Consider the following 16,109-nt stretch of genomic DNA (forward strand, 5'->3'; position numbering starts at 1 on the left):
CAGTGTGTTTTGACGCTATTTGACAAGCAGGGCGGATGTGGCGACGCTTCGCCGGCGACTGTCCTGATCAGGAACGCGCGAGAGCGGCGAGCCTGCAGAGCAGGGCGCTGTCACCGAACGCGCCCGATTTCGAAATCGTGGCCAGTCCTTCGAAAATGCCGCCTTTGATGACGGAAACCGGCAGCCCCGGCTCAATCTGGCTTTCGACCGTGAGTTCGACGGCGCCCAGGCTGTCGCACGCCGACCGCAATGTTTCGCCGCCAGTGACGAGCAACGTGCCGGGCCTTGGCAGGCCTTCGAGAAGCGAGGCAAACACCTTGCCGATATGATCCGCCACCGCGCGGCGATCACCCGATGCGGCGACGCTGACAATCGAAGGCGCGCCTTGCATCATCCGTTCCGCCAAGCGCTTTTTCGCTTTGTCGGTGTCGCGTTCAATAACGATATGCGCATCCGCATGCCGAGCGGCAAAGAGGGCCACCTGTCCCGCCGTGACCTCGTGATTTGTGCCGACAAGGCCAAGGAACGGCGCGGATAACGCTAGAGCAGGCTCCTGCGGTGCTTTCATGTGCCGGGCGAGTGCCGCCGCCAAGCCGCCCGTACCGACCCACAAGGTCCGTGCCTCCGGCATTCCGGCCGTTGCGACGATCTTGTCCAGGTCCGTGTCCGTTTCGGCATCGTAGAGGGTGATGAAATGAACCGGCCGTGCCCCCGGTGTTGAACGCCCGGCCGAAAAGCGCTGGCCGAGGTCGGCGAGGAGGTCGGGACCTACCATTTCGGGCCGATCGAGCCGCCATTGGCGTCCGACGCGCGTAACGCGCCCCTGAAATGGGAAAGCAGGCGCCAGCACAACGCGCTGGTACGTCCCCTTGGCGATGCAGGCTTCTATTTCGGCGATGACGTGACCGCGCAAAAGGCTGTCGATCTTCTTGAAACTCAATTGTCCGGCGGCGAGCCATGGCGCGAGCGCCCGGTGCCTCGCGACGGCCGTCGCCTCGGCGCCCTCTCGTGTGGCGACATCGACAGCCATGCGCTCCGAAAACGGACCGTCCAGTCGCCAGCTCACCCCAATGCCGTGGCCGGGCGATGCGAAGGAAACCGCGCTGTCCAGGGCGCCGGTCAGGTCGTCGGCTACGACCCGGATATCCACGCCCTCAAGAGCGCTCAACTGAAGAACCTGGACGGCTGACGCGCACGACGCGGACGTTCACATCGAGCGTGCGAAGATTGGTGAGGTGAGCTTGATCGATGCCCTCGTCGGTGATGATCTGGTGGATATCGGCCAGACGGCAGATGGTGCAGAAATTAGGGGCAGTGAACTTCGAATTGTCCGCAAGCACGACGACACGGCGCGCCGCCGCGATCATCGCCTGCTTCATCGCCGCGACCTCCAGCGAGGTCTCCGTGAGCATGTCCCCGGTGATGGCATGCGTTCCCAGGATGGCCACGTCGGCGTGGATGGTTCGCAGGAAATTCTCGCCGGGTTGGCCGACCAGGGTCAGAGAGCCTGGCTTGCAGGTGCCTCCCAGCATGACCAGGCGCACTTCCGGCACGGTTGCAAGTATCTGCGCGATCGCAAGACTGTTGGTGACGGCCGTAAGCGGGATAGGCGCCGCCGCGATGGCGCGGGCGACTTCCAGCACGGTCGTGCTGGCGTCGAAAATGACACTTTGGCCGGCGCGAAGTTCCGACATCATGGCGGCGCCGATGGCCTCTTTCTCGGCCCTGGCGAAATGCGCCGCAGTGGCGAGATCCGGCTCGAAGGTGGCGAGTTCCGTGCGTTGAAGCATCGCGCCGCCATGCGTTCGCTCCAGTGCTCCCTGCCGTTCAAGCGTCTCGAGATCGCGCCGGATGGTCGAAGGCGATGCGCCGATGAGGTCGATGAGTTCCTGAACGCCTACGGCTCCTTGTCGTTTAAGGCATTCGAGAATGAAGGCATGACGCTTGGCCGGAATCAAATCGACCCGCCCGCGCCCGCCATCGTCTTCCCATGATCCGGCGGACGCCGAGGGCGCCATGTCCTCCACCGCTGATTTCCGGACATTCCTTGCCACGTTTGTATCTCCGCACGGTGCCGCAAACGCGCTCGCCTGAATCACGGCAAGCGATATCCCGCAAATATCACGAATCCATCCAGTGAGCCCAATCGTTTGTCATTGTTGGTGGGCGAATTCCCACCGTTTTTGGCTTCATTGGAATTATTTTGACTGATTTTGACCGCATGTGCTAATCAAATGTGGTCAATCTTGGTCAGGAGAGATTGAAAAACCGAGCAGTTTTCGTCAAAAACTTTTCTGCGGCGGTAACGGCGCGGCAAATGGGGCGTGTAGAAGATGAAACGGCGCTTCATGATGCCGTTCTGCTGACGCGACCTGGAGACGACGTCTGTCCCGCCGGCCGAATGCTGTTGGCTCGGCGCTGGCTGGCAACTCGGCCGGCGGAGGATCTTTTGACGAAGGCGAGCCTCGTCGGAGTTCTCGATGTCTTGGGGCTTGCCCGGGATGACGAGACGGCGGCCGACTTGGCAGACGAGCTTACGCATCTTGCTGCGACCCGCGGCTGTCGGAACGATGATCGGCGCCTTCGAGGCCGTCGAGCGCCGAGGCCTTTCACGCACTTGTCGGGTCCTGGTTCGCCGACGCGCTGTTGGCACAGCGGCTGGGTTGACCGCACGTGGGTCCCGGGTGGCGAAGCCGCCAATGATCTTCATTCGAAATCCTTGCGGGCGATGTGATCTCGGCATAACATTCACGCACCCCAAGCATGACCCCACCGCTCCACTCGATCATTTCCAGGCTCCACCTGAAACAGCTGCGGCTCCTGGTCGCGCTAGGCGAGCACGGCTCGCTCCTGAAGGCCTCGCAGCAGGTCGCGTTGACGCAACCGGGCGCGAGCAAGGCATTGCAGGAAATCGAGACGACCTTCGGCACGCCGCTGTTCGTTCGCACCAATCGGGGCCTTGAGCCCAATGCCGTCGGCCATTGCGTCATCCGCTATGCGCGCCTGATCCAGACGGATCTCGCGCACCTGCGCGACGAGATCGTCGGAATCATGCGTGGCCAGGGCGGGCGGGTGGCGGCCGGCGTCATCATGGGCGCGGTGCCGCTGCTCACCGATGCCATCTCCGCGCTCGTTGCGCGGCAGGCCGACTTGTCCGTCGAGATCGTCGAGGACACCAGCGCCGCCCTGCTGGCCCAGCTCGACGCCGGCCGGCTCGACCTGGCGGTCTGCCGCACGACCATCAGCCAGGCGCCGCAGGTCTACGACAGCGTGAAGCTCCAGGATGAAACGCTCGCGGTGATCGCGAACGTCGGCCATCCGCTGCGGCACGCGAAGAAGCTCACCCTGCAGGAGCTGGCGCCATACCGATGGGTGGTATACCGCGCGAACATGCCGATGCGGCTCTTGCTCGAACGCGAATACCGCGATTGCGGGATCCGGTTCCCGCAGCACCTGCTCGAGACGACCTCCGCTTTTGCGACGCTGGCGCTGCTGCAGGCCAACCCGTCCTTCGTGGCCCTGGTGTCGATCGAAGTCGCGCAGTTCTTCGCGCACCGGCAGATGACGCGCATCCTGCCGCTGGCCCTGGCGTCGCGAAGCGAGGCCTATGAGCTCGTCACCCGCAAGGGGGCGTGGGTCCCGCCCGCCGCCAAACTGCTGATCGACGAATTGCTCCATCGCCAGTCCTGAGCATCAGGTCGGCGCGACCGCGCCGGTCAGCGCTGTATCCGCCAGGGCGTCGCCTTCGCCCTGAAAAAAGCATCGGAAGCGGCCTGTGGCGGTGATCTCGGCCGGTTCGTGTGCTATAACCAGCGCTCATTGCACGGCTCTCATCAACTACATCACCCAGATCCAGTTCGAGTTCGGCACTGACCTGGGCCTGCCGAGCGCTGACGGCGGCTACCGGGATGCCATCGCACACTGCATCGGGACCTTCCTGTCGCCCGCCTTCAATCCGCCCCGGACGGCATCGCCCTCGATGGGCTGAGACGCGCCTGGCGCAACATTGAGCGCGCAACGCGCCAGCCCGGCGACCGCGACGCGCGGCTGAACATGATGAGCGCGTCGATGCAAGGCGCGCTGGCGTCCCAGAAGGGGCTCGGGTGCGTGCACAGCCTGAGCCACTCGCTCGGCGGCATCGATCCGCGGCTGCATCGCGGCACGTTGAACGCGATCTTCCTGCCGGCCGTGATTGCATTCAACGGGAAGTAACCCGCGAGCCCGTAGGCGTCGTGAGCCTGATCACGCCCTGGAACTTCCCCATCGCGATCCCCGCCTGGAAGATCACCCCGGCCCTGGCCTGCGGCAACGTCGTGGTACTCAAGCCGGCCGATCTCGTGCCGGCAGCGCCTGGGCCATCGCCGACATCCTGCACCGCGCGTGCCGGCCAGCGGGAGTGTTCAACCTGGTGATGGGCCGCGGCTCCGAAAATTGGCCGGGTGCTGCTGGACGACAAACGCGTCAACGCGATCAGCTTCACCGGCTCGGTGGCCACCGGCCAGCGCATCGCGCAGGCCTGTGTCGCGCGCATGACCAAGTTCCCCATGCCGCCGGTGCTGGAATCACTGGCCGGGTCCGAGGAACAGATAGTCCCGCCGGACCGTGAGGCCTGGCGGGACTATTGTTGAGAGCTGCGGTCCTGCTAATACGAACTGGAGGCTGCGTGCCTTCCTGCGATGATGCCCTGAGAGAGAGCTCGACCGTTCCCGTGCTGACTGAATCCGCCAGCAGCTTCGCCGGCGGCGTAGAGGCCGGGAATCACCTGAGAGGCATAGTCGAGGACCTGGCTTGAGCCGTTGATGCGCAGGCCGGACCGGGCGTCGTGGATCACCGGCGTCGACCAGGCGGCATAGAAGGGGCCCCGTTGGATCTTGTATTGCGGTGTCGGTTTGCCGAAGTCGGCGTCGGCACCCGCGTCAACAAAGCTGTTGTAGCGCGTCACCGTGTTGACCAGGTTGCTTGCCGGCATGGGAACACGCTGATACGGCATGACGATCTTCTGTGCGAGTTCCTCCAGCGTGTTTGCCTGGAAGAAGAATCCATCAGGATCGACGAAGGGCGGCGCCACAGTCCATCTCTGGCGGGCCACGGCATCTGCATCGAAGATGGCCCAGATCGGGCCACCGCCGTTGTGGCCGTCGCCGATTCCAGCCAGAGCGGCGTTGATCCAGTTTTGTGGGTTGTATGTGATGTTCTTGGCGTTCAGGTAGCTGCCCTGAGTGTACGGGTTGACCGAGCCAGCGCTGTTCGTCCCGAATTGACCTCCCGTTTCGTCGTAGAACCGCCTCCCGATCATGTTTACGTGGATAACGTTCTGGTTGTTGACGTTGGCTAGTCCCGAAGCTTTCGCAAGGTGGAAGACAGGGCTATTGGGCCCCCACTGTAGGAACGAGTAGTTGTACCGCGTTCCGATGGCGGTTGGCTTGGTGATGTTAGTGCCGAACTCTCCAGTCTGGTTGTACGTGCCCGCGAGGGACGCGCCGACATTCAGCCCTGCGAGTATGCCGCTGGCATCTTGGAAGGAATAGGGCTCGCCAGCGACGCCGCAGTACTCCGCGGTGAGCCGCGGGTCGAACTGTCGGCGGTATTCCACATTCCCGTTTCCGCCGCCACTCGCGATCACTACGCCCTTGCGTGCATGAATGTTAACGAGGCGGCCTTGATTAGAGGCTACGACCCCGACCACGCCCGCTTTCGTCCGGAGCAGCGACTCCAAACGGCAATTCAGCAGGATCTTCACGCCACGCGCCTTTGCCGCGGCCTCCAGCGGATATATGAAGCCGGGTCCTTGAGACGTCGTCCGCTGCTGGCTTGCGGCTACCGGCAAGCCGGTCCGGACCGAGACGTAGTTCATGATCGCCGTATGCATCATACGGTTCACCGAGTTGCCGACCTCATTGCCGCCGACATTGTCGGGCGTGGATTTCGTCCACACGACGCCATGGCGGACCAGGAAGTTGTAAAGGTCGACGTTGACGTCGGCAAATGCCCGGATCAGCTCGCGATCGTTATAGCGGTAGCTCGGAAAGCCGTTCGCCTGGACGATGGACCAGTCGGTGAGGTCGCGATACAGGAGGTCTGGCGAGTCCGCGATGCCGGCCGCCATCTGGGCAGCGGTTCCGCCTCCCAGGGGAATGTTGCCTGAGCTGACGATGCCACGTCCCCCGATGTGCGGTTGCGCTTCGAGGACAATAACCGACGCGCCGGCCTCTGCGGCGGCGACTGCGGCCCCGAGGCCCGCCGAGCCGCAACCCACAACGACGATATCGGCTACGCGCGGGTCCGCGGCATTGGCAATGCTCGGCTGCAATATGCTGCTGGCCACCCCTGCGGCGGCGATTCCGGCACCGGCCTTCAACAATGAGCGTCGGCTGACTGTCATTACGTTCTCCTCCTGATATTTCTAGACCAGCGCATTCGGGCCAGCGCATTCGGGATTGCATGAATCTCGGCCTGAACAGCGAAACTCATTAGTCGTGATCGTCGTAGAGACTTTGGCCGACCGGAGTATTGCAGCATTCGCTCGCGCGACAACTGAGAAGATGTGATCTCGGTATAACATTTACGCAACCCAGGCATGACCCCACCGGCCCCACTCGATCATTTCCAGGCTCCACCTGAAACAGCTGCGGCTCCTGGTCGCGCTGGGCGAGCACGGCTCGCTCCTGAAGGCCTCGCAGCAGGTCGCGTTGACGCAAACGGGCGCGAGCAAGGCATTGCAGGAAATCGAGACGACACCCGGTCCAGCTTTTCGGTCCCCTTCCTGCTGCGGCTCGATGAACTGTCGAAGCTGGGCGAGGACATCACAGAGACGTTGGTGGTTCCGCGGCAGTGGAAGGTGATCCAGACGGTGCGCGAGAAGTTCTCGTGCCGTGAATGCGAGAAGATCACGCAGCCGGCGCTTTTCCACGTGACGTCGCGCGGCCGGACGAGGAGGTCTTGCCGACCCCCTGCCGTGGTACAGCCCTGCGGAGTTCAGAAGCCGATGCCGTAGCGCTGCAGACACGGCGCGAGCGCATCAGCCGCGCCGCAACGCGCGGGCAACTCGACGCGCAGCCGCGCATAGGCCCATTGCCGCCAGGGACGCGGAGAACTGCCGGATATCTCGATGCGCACGAGTGACGGCATGCGGTTGATGCTTGTCCATTCGGGGCTGAGCGCGCCGTCCGGCCCGGCATAGCTGAACGAAAGCTTCAGATCGCCGCGCACCAGCGGAAGATCCTCCCCGCCCCCGTCCCTCATGTGATCGCGGCGGGCACGAATGAGGGCCCCGTCGGCTCCGGCCTGACCCATCGAATAGGTGATGTCATCAACTCCCGCCCGCGGCTCGTAGCCGAGCGCCGGGCGCTCGAAGGTGACCTCGTCGGCATGGCCGGTGAAGCGGATCGCAACGGCTCCTTCGGGGTTGGAATAGCCGGGCTGCGCCGCCTCCAGATCCTCGACCATCCGGTCGAGAATCACCGCCACCGTGTCCTCCTGCCCGCCTCTCGCGATCATCCCCTGCCATTGGCGCAGCCAGGTTCCGGTGTAGAATGCCAGCCCGCCAAACAGCATCGTCGCAAGCACCAGCGAAGCCAATGCCTCGATCAGCGTGAAGCCGGCCCGAGCGCTGCGTTTCCTCGTCATTGCCGCTTGCCGAGGCGCACGGTCTGCATCGCGTCGTCATCCGATCCGTCGGTGCTGCGAACGGTGACGGAGTAAAGCTGCCATCCGGCCCGAGCCAGCGCAGCGCCGCGTTCGAAGCGGTACGGTTCCACGATGACCGTGAAGTCTCCGATCTCGCGCCGGCCCGTTCGCAACGGGTTAAGGGTCATGGCCGCCGCCATGGCAGCCTGCATGCCGACACGGCGTTCGGTCGATCGTTCCAGACCCGCGAACGCACCTGCGGTGCCCGTGATCATGCGCGCGATCGGAACGATCAGCAGCACGGCGACGGCAAGCGAGGCCAGAACCTCGATCAGCGTGAAGCCGCGTCTGCGCCGTGCTGTCATTTCGGGCTCATTTCCACGCGGCCGGTCAACCAGTCGACGCGCAGTTCGATCTCCCGGCCGCTGGCGGACAGTGTCATGACGCCCCCACACGACCGTCCGTCGGCAAGGAAGCGCAAGGCCCTGGTTCCGCCTCGTATGGGACACCGGTCCGACGTGACCCAGTTCATGGCCACCCCATCCCTGATCGAGATCGGATTGGCGCCATCCACCTGGATGCGTTTGTTTCCCGGATCGACCCTCACGTCGGCGACGCTGCCCGTGGTCAGCGCCTTCGCTCTGCCCTTGCGGAACTCCCCGCTGACGCGAACCGCCTCGCCAGAAAGCTCGGCAGCCCCGATGCTGGAACGCGGGCGCGGCATCAGCACGAAGGCCGCGAGGGCGACGATCGCAAGCGCCGCGACCACGTCGAGCAGCACGACACCGCGCTGCGCACTTTTGCGGTTGCTGTTGCCCTTAGGGCTGGGCGGACACATTGGAGCCGCGCCCACCGGGCCCGTCGGTGGTGATGTTGAACGTCTTTCCGTCGCTTGCGTATCTGTATTCATGGCCCCACGGATCGGTCGGAACGGTCTCGCCGCGAACGTATGGCCCGTTCCAGACCTGGATGGTCGAGGGCTTGCGAATCAGGGCTCCCAGGCCCTCGGCCTGCACCGGATAACGGCCGACATCGATGTAGAAGATGTCGAGCGCGCTGGAAAACGCCTCGATCTGAAGCTTCGCCGCGCGCACGCGCGAGTCGGACAACTGCGCGAGAACACGAGGACCGACGAGCGCCGAGATCAGGCCGATGATGGCCAGCACGACCAGCATCTCGATCAGCGTAAAGCCCGCCCTGCGGCGCCGGGCACGCTTGCCCTGTATGAGATGGGGACCAACTGCGATATGAACGCTCATGCAAACAGCCTCCTAGCGGACCATGTCGTTGAAGGACATGAGGGTGGACATGATCGACACGATCATACCACCGATCAAGATACTGATGGTTGCCACTGCCGCAGGGCCGACAAGCCCGACGATACGGGACAGCGAACGCTCCAGCCGCACTTCATAGAAGTCGGCGACACGATAGGCCAGCCCTGCGAGTTCGCCACTTTGCTCGCCGAGCCTCAACATGCGCACCGCCAGCGGGGGAAGCTGAAGAATCTCAAGCGCATGGCCAAGCCTATTCCCCTGCCTCAGCGCGTCGGACGCCTGCTGCGCGCGTGCCCGCGCGGCCTCGCCGTGGTCGATGGTATCGCTGATGAGCTTGAAAGCCACAGGAACCGCCACGCCGGTCTCGACCATGATGCCCAGTAGACGGGCGAAGCGCCCCGTCCGATAGCTCCCCGGTATCTCCGACAGAAGCGGAAGTTTCTTGGCGAAACCCCAAAGCCATGCCCAGAGCAGGCCCCGCCGCGCCGCCACGAACCCCAGCAATACGAGTATCGAAGCCGCAAGCAAAAGGACCAGCCCATAAGCGCGCAGGAAATTCGAGACCGCGAACATCACCACCATCAGCGTGTCCTTCTTGCCGCTCTGCATGATCATCGGTTCGAACTGAGGAACGACCCCCACCAGAAAGAACACCAGTACGCAGATCGTGCCGGCAAACAGGACTGCCGGATACCGCAGCGCCTCACTGACTTTGGCCTGCAATGCCTCGAAATGCTGGCGCTCCTGCACGATGCGCGACAGGAGGGTGGGTAACTTGCCGGAGGTCTCCGCGACACGAACCATGGCGACCTGGAACGCCGGGAACAGAGCGGGCCAGGCTTCCAGCGCTCTGGAGAACGAGTTGCCCGACGCCAGGTCGGTGCGAATGCCGGCAACCACGGGCTGAAGCCTGCCGCTGTCGAATTCCTTTTCCATGATCGCCAGCGCTTCGTCGATCCGGATCCCCGCATTCAGCATGATCGACAAGTCGGAGAGCAGCCGCGTGACCTGCGCCGCCGGTATCCGGGTCGAAAACAGCGGTGCGCGCGATGCTGACTGCCTCTGCTCGACACTTACCGGGATCAGCCCGCGCGCCCCGAGCTTCTGGACGGCATCGTCGGAGTCGGACGCATCGATCCGCCCGAGTTCGAGACGACCCTCGCCATTCAAAGCCTTGTATGCGAATGCCGTGGAGACCATGGAGGCCAAATTTCCTAACTGTACGCCTCTACTGAAGACGTTCGTTCCTGATTGCTGTCTGTGAAGAGACTCGCTCCATTGATCCCTGCCGGAGCCTCGGAATGTGCGACCGCTCCATTTGGATCAACCCCCTGAAGGCGTGGGCACCGGCTCTTCCGGTGGCAACATTTGTTCACCGCTTGCCTCATCCGAAAACCGCAGCGAGGCGCGCCCTCCCGCTCCATCGAGCTTGACTTCAAACTGGCCGACTGCCTTCAGGGTCCAGCCTTCCCGGCTTTCCCCCGTGCGCAGCGTGAAGGCCGCCAGTTCGGCTGGGGTGGTGAAGGTCGCGCTGTTGAGCCTTTCCGACCGCACGATGCCAACCAATTGCCAATCGGGCGCCGCGGCAGGCGGCGGCTCGGGTTCCGGCTCGGGCGGCATGACAACAGGTTCCGGCTCGGCGGCGGCGAACGGGATCGGGGCAGTCCGGTTCGGCGAGAACAGGGGCCGATCCCGAAGCGCCGCATAGTCGCTCACCGGGCGTTTCCTTATCGGCAGCGCTTCCGTACCGAAGGACAGGTTCGAGGAGGCCGCGAATGCGGCGAGCATGAGGGTCGCGCGCAGCAGGGACATCATGACTGGGGTCCCTTCTCCCGGAAGGCCGACAGCGTGACGTTCAGCGACAACGGCCGATCCATGGAACTCGAGGTCTGATCTCCCCCCGACAGATCAACTTTTCGGTTCAACCGAAGCCTGAAGCTATCAACGACCATAACGGGCGAACCTGCCTCGATGGCATACATGAGGTCGGGCAGCGATTGCTCCATAACCTCGATATCGGCAGTTAAACGAATGCGCTCCAAAGACTCCAACTGAGGATCGCCTATATCGGCGACCTGACCGTCGGCGGGAACATCGACGCGCCGGATAACGGCGCCCACGCGTTCCACGCGGTTGGAAAGCAGACGCTGGAATTCGGCCGAGACGAGCCCACTGGTTTGCGCATCGAGAAGAATCTTGCCCTCGCCGGGATCCAGAGCCTGGTTCGCGCCTTGGGGAACCGGGGAAGTGGACGCCTTGCTTTCGAGCAAGGCGGTACGTTCCTCATAGAGCGCCAGCGCGCCCGCTTCCGCGCGCCAGGACAGCAGCGTATCGGCGACGAGTACAAGAGCTCCGACGACCAGCAGGGCCATGACGACCAGGGATTGAAGCCGCGTGTCGCGCCACAGGGGTGTCGTCCTCATCGCAGCGAACCTCCCGTGCGGATGAGCGGGCGGGTGTCGACCTCGAACTCCGAGGTAACGCCATCCTCGCCGCGCAGGGCCGATCCGACCAGCTTGCTGTCTTCGAAGCGCCCCGACGATTCCAGCGCGGTGAGCACTTCGGGTACATCCATTGTCCGGCCCGAGAGACGCATGCGCCCATCGGTGAAGGACACCTCAACGGCATAGGAATGCGTCGGCAAAACCTCAGCCAGATCGTTTAATGCTCCCAGCGCGCTTATCGCGTCGTCCTTGATATTCAGCGCCTCCTGCTCCGGCGCTGTTTCAGCCTTGTCCGGAGTCGCTGCCAGCGCGATTGCCTGTCGCGCCTTCTCGGCCCGGATCTCGACGGCGGCGCGGCGCTCGGCATAACTGTTCTGGATCATCGGCCGCGCTGCCAGAGCCGCGACGACAGCGACCAAGCTTACGCCCAGAGCTCCGGCAAGGACAACCTTTATCCGGCTACGCGCGCCGGCGACCCGGCGCCGCTGTGTCAATACTTCCACGGCATCGCCTTCCGGAAACGGCGCCGAGATCACGACCTGGCGGGCTTCGGCCACATTCAGGCAGGCCAAGGCGGCAGCGACACGCGACCTCGGAACGATCGCGACGGCGACGGTGATCTGCCGCGTCTCACGGCTGATCCCGAGGACCCTGTGGCCGAAATAGATATCGGAAGCAGGCAATGGCGAAAGCGCGCCCATCCGCGACGTAACGATGCCTTCGACATGGCTGGCAGCCTCCATCGGCAGTTCGATCCGGCGCGCGATCACCCAACTCGCCGGGATGCCGAGATGGACCGCCTTTCCATTCACCGCGGTGCGCAATGCGGCCGGCGCCTGCGTGTCTGGAGAAATCGGTATCAACAGGGGTGCTGACGGCTTTCGGCTGGTCGCCGGCTCGATTTCAAGCGCGCTCCCATCGTCCGCGACCCGCGCGACCACGCGGCTGCCGGACTTGACGCGCGCGAGTTCATCCAGCAGGGAGGCCGGTCCCGCGATCCAGTCATCGATGCCGCGGATCGCCGCGCTGAAAGGATAAGCCATTCCGGTCAAATCCCAGAGCAGAAGTCGGCACCGGATCTGGAGTTCCGTCGCCCGCGTGAATACAAATGATAGCGCATCTTCAGGCCCTAATTCCAGATCAGTCGCAGTTCTTCGCCAATCGAGCACCGACCTTGAACGCAAACCCAAGTAGGAACTGTCCTAATGGTTGTCGCGCGGCACGCCGCTGGTGACGGCGATGTTCTGGTACTTCACCGCCGGCTTCAGAACCATTCCCTCGGACAACTGGTCAACCATTGACCGCTGGATCTCCTGCCAGGGTGTCTGATGCTTCGGATATGCATAGCCGCCCGCGTTTTGCAGGTCGACGCGACGGCGCTTGATCTCGTCGTCCGACACGAGGATGTCGGCGGTCCCCTTGCGCAGGTCGATGCGTACCCGGTCACCCGTACGCAGTAGCGCAAGGCCACCACCGACGGCCGCCTCGGGCGAGGCGTTGAGGATCGATGGAGAGCCGGAAGTGCCGGACTGACGGCCATCGCCGATGCAGGGAAGCGAGTGGATGCCCGCCTTCAGCAGGTAGGCCGGCGGCTGCATGTTCACGACTTCGGCGCCGCCCGGATAACCGACTGGGCCGGCTCCGCGCATGAACAGGATGGTATTCTCGTTCAGACCGAGTGACGGATCCTCAATGCGACGGTGGTAGTCTTCCGGACCGTCGAAGACGACGGCGACGCCCTCGAAGGCATCGGGGTCTTGCGGATTTGACAGATAGCGGTCGCGAAACTCCGGCGAGATGACCGATGTCTTCATGATTGCGGAATCGAACAGATTGCCTTTCAGGTTGATGAAGCCGGCATCCTTCCTGAGCGGATTGGCCACGGTACGGATGACCTTGCCATCGAGATTCTCCGCCGTAGCGCAATTGTCGCCGATCGTGCGCCCGTTGGCGGTCATGGCTCCAGGGTGCGGCAGCAAGCCGGCCTTCATCAGCTCTGCCACCACGGCCGGCACACCGCCCGCATGATGATAGTCCTCGCCGAGATATTCACCGGCCGGCTGGAGATTTACGATCAGCGGAACGTGGTGACCGACCTTCTGCCAGTCATCGACGGTCAGCGACACGCCGAGATGCCGCGCGATGGCGTTGAGGTGGATCGGCGCATTGGTTGAGCCGCCGATGGCAGAATTGACGACGATGGCGTTCTCGAAGGATTCCCGAGTCATGATGTCGGAGGGTTTCAAGTCCTCGCGCACCATGTCGACGATCCGCTTGCCGGTTTGGTAGGCGATCTGGCCGCGCTCGCGATAGGGTGCTGGAATGGCGGCGGAGCCCGGCAATTGCATGCCGAGCGCCTCGGCCAGCGAGTTCATCGTCGTCGCTGTGCCCATCGTGTTGCAGTAGCCGACGGACGGCGCCGATGAAGCGACGATGTCCATGAACTGGTCGTAGTCGATCTCTCCTGCCGCCAGCCTTTCGCGTGACTTCCACACGACCGTGCCGGAGCCGGTGCGTTCGCCCTTGTGCCAGCCGTTCAGCATCGGGCCGACGGACAGCGCTATGGCTGGAATATTGACGGTGGCCGCGGCCATCAGCAGCGCCGGGGTGGTCTTGTCGCAGCCGATGGTCAGCACGACGCCATCCAGCGGATAGCCATAAAGCAACTCGACGAGAGCGAGATAGGCGAGGTTGCGGTCGAGCGCGGCGGTGGGCCGCTTGCCTGTCTCTTGGATCGGATGGACCGGGAATTCCAGCGGTGCCCCGCCGGCGGCCACAATGCCGTCGCGCACGCGCTTGGCGAGCTCGATATGATGCCGGTTGCAAGGCGACAGGTCCGAGCCTGTCTGGGCGATGCCGATAATCGGCTTTCCGGACTGCAGTTCTTCGCGGGTCAGCCCATAGTTCAGGTAGCGTTCGAGGTAGAGCGCCGTCATGCCGGGATTGTCCGGATTGTCGAACCACTCGCGCGAGCGCAGCCGCTTCGCACCATTGGTCTTGGACATTTACACCTCCCAGAACCGCCGTTTGGCCATCGATATGGCATCGGCAATTGTCGAACAAGTACCCTCAGTCGGATATCTGGACAAATTGCCCATTTTGTGGATTCAGGTATGTGGACAAGTTGCCCATTTTGTGGATTGTAGTAAGATTTAAACGATACGGCAACCGCGCAAATGCGCCGCGTGCCGGGGAGGGTAGCCAAGCGTGAGTCGGATCATCTTCATTCCCGCCGAGGGCGGCTCGGGCGAACCCCGCGTCGCGGCCTCGCCCGATACGGTGAAGCGGCTGGCCGGCCTGGGTCTTGAGGTGATTGTGGAGGCCGGTGCCGGCACGCGGTCGCGCATTCCCGATGAGGAGTTCGCCAAGGCGGGCGCTTCGATCGGCAAGGCCGGCGATGTGGGCAGGGCCGACGTGGTGCTGAAGGTGCGCCGGCCGACGGATGCGGAGCTGAAGAGCTACAAGCGCGGCGCGGCGGTCATCGCCATCATGGATCCCTACGGCAATGATGCTGCCGTCGCGGCGCTGGCCAAGGCCGGGGTGACGGCGTTCTCGATGGAATTCATGCCGCGCATCACGCGCGCTCAATCGATGGACGTCCTGTCCTCGCAGGCCAATCTTGCCGGCTATCAGGCGGTGATCGACGCGGCGGCCGAATACGATCGCGCGCTGCCAATGATGATGACGGCTGCGGGCACGGTGCCGGCGGCGAAAGTGTTCATCATGGGCGTCGGCGTTGCCGGCCTGCAGGCGATCGCCACCGCGCGCCGCCTCGGCGCGGTGGTCACCGCGACCGACGTTCGCCCCGCCGCCAAGGAACAGGTCGCCTCGCTGGGCGCGAAGTTCCTCGCCGTCGAGGACGAAGAGTTCAAGGCGGCCGAGACATCAGGCGGCTACGCCAAGGAAATGTCCAAGGAGTATCAGGCCAAGCAGGCGGCGCTGACCGCCGAGCACATCGCCAAGCAGGACATCGTCATCACCACGGCGCTGATCCCCGGCCGCCCGGCGCCGAGGCTGGTCTCGGCTGACATGGTCGCCTCGATGAAGCCCGGTTCGGTGATCGTCGATCTAGCGGTGGAGCGCGGCGGCAATGTCGAGGGCGCCGCGGCGGGCAAGATCGTGACGACGGCCAACGGCGTCAAGATCGTCGGCCATCTCAACGTGCCGGGCCGCGTCGCGGCCTCCGCTTCGCTGCTCTACGCCAGGAACCTTTTTGCTTTCCTCGAGACGCTGGTCGACAAGGCGACGAAGACGCTTGCCATCAAGCGCGACGACGAACTGGTCAAGGCGACCATGCTGACCGACGGCGGCAAGATCGTCCATCCGGCCTTCGCCAAGGCCGACCAGCAGCCGCCAAAGGGCCAGTATATCGAACCGCCCGCGATCCCGGCCAGCACAATGGTCGCCGATGCTTCGCCCGCGCCCAAAAAGCCCAGGAAGACCGCCGCATCCAAATCCTCGCCCAAGTCGAAAGGCACAGCGTGATGGATCAGACCTTGCAGAAAGCCCTCGACCAGCTCGACCAGGCAAGTGCTGCCGTCCGGCTTGCGGTGCAGAACCTGGCGAATGCTCCCGGCGGCGCCGAGGCGGCCGGTGACGCCGCGCACGCGCTGTCGGGCGGCGCCATCGACCCCTTCGTCTTCCGCCTGGCCATCTTCGTGCTGGCGATCTTCGTCGGCTATTACGTCGTCTGGTCGGTGACCCCTGCGCTGCACACGCCGCTGATGGCCGTCACCAACGCCATCTCCTCGGTCATCGTCGT

Annotated in this window: 19 protein-coding genes and 3 pseudogenes; 10 read left to right on the top strand and 12 right to left on the bottom strand. The window is 63.8% G+C overall.

Annotation, left to right across the window (positions count from 1 at the left end; genetic code table 11):
* Nucleotides 1–67: 67 nt before the first annotated feature.
* Nucleotides 68–1,150 carry a four-carbon acid sugar kinase family protein gene (locus LB566_RS15555; RefSeq protein ID WP_224625056.1) on the bottom strand — a complete coding sequence of 361 codons (1,083 nt, stop codon included), beginning with the start codon at nucleotides 1,148–1,150 and terminating at the stop codon, nucleotides 68–70.
* A 4-nt stretch (nucleotides 1,151–1,154) separates the two neighbouring features.
* Nucleotides 1,155–1,883, bottom strand: coding sequence for a DeoR/GlpR family DNA-binding transcription regulator (locus LB566_RS15560; RefSeq protein ID WP_318012852.1), 729 nt, complete (start codon nucleotides 1,881–1,883; stop codon nucleotides 1,155–1,157).
* Between LB566_RS15560 and LB566_RS30500 the strand changes: the two genes are divergently transcribed.
* The 6 genes and pseudogenes from LB566_RS30500 to LB566_RS15585 all read left to right on the top strand — a co-directional run bounded on the left by LB566_RS30500 (nucleotide 1,782) and on the right by LB566_RS15585 (nucleotide 4,628).
* A complete protein-coding gene (locus LB566_RS30500; protein ID WP_318012853.1) occupies nucleotides 1,782–1,994 on the top strand; it encodes a hypothetical protein in 213 nt (70 codons plus the stop codon). The genes LB566_RS15560 and LB566_RS30500 overlap by 102 nt on opposite strands.
* Nucleotides 1,995–2,317: 323 nt before the next feature.
* Nucleotides 2,318–2,734 (top strand): DUF1403 family protein, encoded by a 417-nt coding sequence (locus LB566_RS15565; RefSeq protein WP_318012745.1) that lies wholly within the window; start codon nucleotides 2,318–2,320, stop codon nucleotides 2,732–2,734.
* A 29-nt stretch (nucleotides 2,735–2,763) separates the two neighbouring features.
* A complete protein-coding gene (locus LB566_RS15570) occupies nucleotides 2,764–3,690 on the top strand; it encodes a LysR family transcriptional regulator (RefSeq protein ID WP_140552714.1) in 927 nt (308 codons plus the stop codon).
* A gap of 85 nt (nucleotides 3,691–3,775) precedes the next feature.
* Nucleotides 3,776–3,988, top strand: coding sequence for a hypothetical protein (locus LB566_RS15575; protein ID WP_224625038.1), 213 nt, complete (start codon nucleotides 3,776–3,778; stop codon nucleotides 3,986–3,988).
* Nucleotides 3,985–4,212 carry an iron-containing alcohol dehydrogenase gene (locus LB566_RS15580; protein ID WP_263495965.1) on the top strand — a complete coding sequence of 76 codons (228 nt, stop codon included), beginning with the start codon at nucleotides 3,985–3,987 and terminating at the stop codon, nucleotides 4,210–4,212. The genes LB566_RS15575 and LB566_RS15580 overlap by 4 nt, the downstream gene beginning before the upstream one ends.
* A pseudogene (locus tag LB566_RS15585) lies at nucleotides 4,104–4,628 on the top strand (aldehyde dehydrogenase family protein). The gene LB566_RS15580 and the pseudogene LB566_RS15585 overlap by 109 nt, the downstream one beginning before the upstream one ends.
* Before the next feature lie 14 nt (nucleotides 4,629–4,642).
* Here the strand turns inward: LB566_RS15585 and LB566_RS15590 are convergent.
* Entirely contained in the window at nucleotides 4,643–6,382 is a 1,740-nt protein-coding gene (locus LB566_RS15590) for an FAD-dependent oxidoreductase (protein WP_140552763.1), read from the bottom strand.
* Nucleotides 6,383–6,626: 244 nt separating this feature from the next.
* Between LB566_RS15590 and LB566_RS30570 the strand changes: the two are divergent.
* Nucleotides 6,627–6,722, top strand: a pseudogene (locus LB566_RS30570) (hypothetical protein); the annotation flags it as partial.
* 39 nt (nucleotides 6,723–6,761) lie between these two features.
* Nucleotides 6,762–6,925 (top strand): annotated as a pseudogene (locus tag LB566_RS30360) (IS66 family transposase zinc-finger binding domain-containing protein); the annotation flags it as partial.
* 50 nt (nucleotides 6,926–6,975) lie between these two features.
* Here LB566_RS30360 and LB566_RS15600 read toward each other — a convergent pair.
* The 9 genes from LB566_RS15600 to LB566_RS15640 form a co-directional block, all read right to left on the bottom strand.
* Nucleotides 6,976–7,626 carry a type II secretion system protein J gene (locus LB566_RS15600; RefSeq protein ID WP_224625039.1) on the bottom strand — a complete coding sequence of 217 codons (651 nt, stop codon included), beginning with the start codon at nucleotides 7,624–7,626 and terminating at the stop codon, nucleotides 6,976–6,978.
* Complete coding sequence (locus LB566_RS15605) at nucleotides 7,623–7,991, bottom strand: type II secretion system protein J (RefSeq protein WP_224625040.1); 369 nt, start codon at nucleotides 7,989–7,991, stop codon at nucleotides 7,623–7,625. Before LB566_RS15605 ends, LB566_RS15600 begins: the two co-directional genes overlap by 4 nt.
* Nucleotides 7,988–8,464, bottom strand: a complete 477-nt coding sequence (locus LB566_RS15610) for a hypothetical protein (RefSeq protein WP_224625041.1) — start codon at nucleotides 8,462–8,464, stop codon at nucleotides 7,988–7,990. The genes LB566_RS15605 and LB566_RS15610 overlap by 4 nt, the downstream gene beginning before the upstream one ends.
* Nucleotides 8,445–8,885: a type II secretion system major pseudopilin GspG gene (gene gspG / locus LB566_RS15615; protein ID WP_224625042.1), complete on the bottom strand. Its 441-nt coding sequence runs from the start codon at nucleotides 8,883–8,885 to the stop codon at nucleotides 8,445–8,447. The genes LB566_RS15610 and gspG overlap by 20 nt, the downstream gene beginning before the upstream one ends.
* A 12-nt stretch (nucleotides 8,886–8,897) precedes the next feature.
* The gene (locus LB566_RS15620; protein ID WP_140552709.1) at nucleotides 8,898–10,103 is read right to left on the bottom strand and encodes a type II secretion system F family protein; all 1,206 of its coding nucleotides are present in this window, start codon (nucleotides 10,101–10,103) and stop codon (nucleotides 8,898–8,900) included.
* A 123-nt stretch (nucleotides 10,104–10,226) separates the two neighbouring features.
* Nucleotides 10,227–10,718 (bottom strand): hypothetical protein, encoded by a 492-nt coding sequence (locus LB566_RS15625; protein ID WP_224625043.1) that lies wholly within the window; start codon nucleotides 10,716–10,718, stop codon nucleotides 10,227–10,229.
* Complete coding sequence (gene gspM / locus LB566_RS15630) at nucleotides 10,715–11,326, bottom strand: type II secretion system protein GspM (RefSeq protein ID WP_224625044.1); 612 nt, start codon at nucleotides 11,324–11,326, stop codon at nucleotides 10,715–10,717. The genes LB566_RS15625 and gspM overlap by 4 nt, the downstream gene beginning before the upstream one ends.
* On the bottom strand, nucleotides 11,323–12,516 hold the full coding sequence (locus tag LB566_RS15635) for a PilN domain-containing protein (RefSeq protein WP_224625045.1): 1,194 nt from the start codon (nucleotides 12,514–12,516) through the stop codon (nucleotides 11,323–11,325). The genes gspM and LB566_RS15635 overlap by 4 nt, the downstream gene beginning before the upstream one ends.
* A 33-nt stretch (nucleotides 12,517–12,549) precedes the next feature.
* Nucleotides 12,550–14,352: an IlvD/Edd family dehydratase gene (locus LB566_RS15640; RefSeq protein WP_224625046.1), complete on the bottom strand. Its 1,803-nt coding sequence runs from the start codon at nucleotides 14,350–14,352 to the stop codon at nucleotides 12,550–12,552.
* Between the two features lie 202 nt (nucleotides 14,353–14,554).
* On the opposite strand from LB566_RS15640, the gene LB566_RS15645 reads away from it, so the two are divergent.
* Nucleotides 14,555–15,832, top strand: coding sequence for a Re/Si-specific NAD(P)(+) transhydrogenase subunit alpha (locus tag LB566_RS15645; protein ID WP_224625047.1), 1,278 nt, complete (start codon nucleotides 14,555–14,557; stop codon nucleotides 15,830–15,832).
* On the top strand, nucleotides 15,832–16,109 hold a 278-nt coding region (locus tag LB566_RS15650), incomplete at its 3' end, for a proton-translocating transhydrogenase family protein (RefSeq protein WP_224625048.1). The genes LB566_RS15645 and LB566_RS15650, both read left to right, overlap by 1 nt.

Source organism: Mesorhizobium sp. CA13 (genome assembly GCF_020165235.1).
GTDB lineage: Bacteria > Pseudomonadota > Alphaproteobacteria > Rhizobiales > Rhizobiaceae > Mesorhizobium.

What these genes read in the sequence shown, in the direction of transcription:
- LB566_RS15565 (WP_318012745.1), top strand. Translation starts at nt 2,318, where the DNA reads ATGGGGCGTGTAGAAGATGAAACGGCGCTTCATGATGCCGTTCTGCTG.
- LB566_RS15570 (WP_140552714.1), top strand. Translation starts at nt 2,764, where the DNA reads ATGACCCCACCGCTCCACTCGATCATTTCCAGGCTCCACCTGAAACAG.
- LB566_RS15590 (WP_140552763.1), bottom strand. Translation starts at nt 6,382, where the DNA reads ATGACAGTCAGCCGACGCTCATTGTTGAAGGCCGGTGCCGGAATCGCC.
- LB566_RS15600 (WP_224625039.1), bottom strand. Translation starts at nt 7,626, where the DNA reads ATGACGAGGAAACGCAGCGCTCGGGCCGGCTTCACGCTGATCGAGGCA.
- LB566_RS15605 (WP_224625040.1), bottom strand. Translation starts at nt 7,991, where the DNA reads ATGACAGCACGGCGCAGACGCGGCTTCACGCTGATCGAGGTTCTGGCC.
- LB566_RS15610 (WP_224625041.1), bottom strand. Translation starts at nt 8,464, where the DNA reads ATGTGTCCGCCCAGCCCTAAGGGCAACAGCAACCGCAAAAGTGCGCAG.
- gspG (WP_224625042.1), bottom strand. Translation starts at nt 8,885, where the DNA reads ATGAGCGTTCATATCGCAGTTGGTCCCCATCTCATACAGGGCAAGCGT.
- LB566_RS15620 (WP_140552709.1), bottom strand. Translation starts at nt 10,103, where the DNA reads ATGGTCTCCACGGCATTCGCATACAAGGCTTTGAATGGCGAGGGTCGT.
- LB566_RS15625 (WP_224625043.1), bottom strand. Translation starts at nt 10,718, where the DNA reads ATGATGTCCCTGCTGCGCGCGACCCTCATGCTCGCCGCATTCGCGGCC.
- gspM (WP_224625044.1), bottom strand. Translation starts at nt 11,326, where the DNA reads ATGAGGACGACACCCCTGTGGCGCGACACGCGGCTTCAATCCCTGGTC.
- LB566_RS15640 (WP_224625046.1), bottom strand. Translation starts at nt 14,352, where the DNA reads ATGTCCAAGACCAATGGTGCGAAGCGGCTGCGCTCGCGCGAGTGGTTC.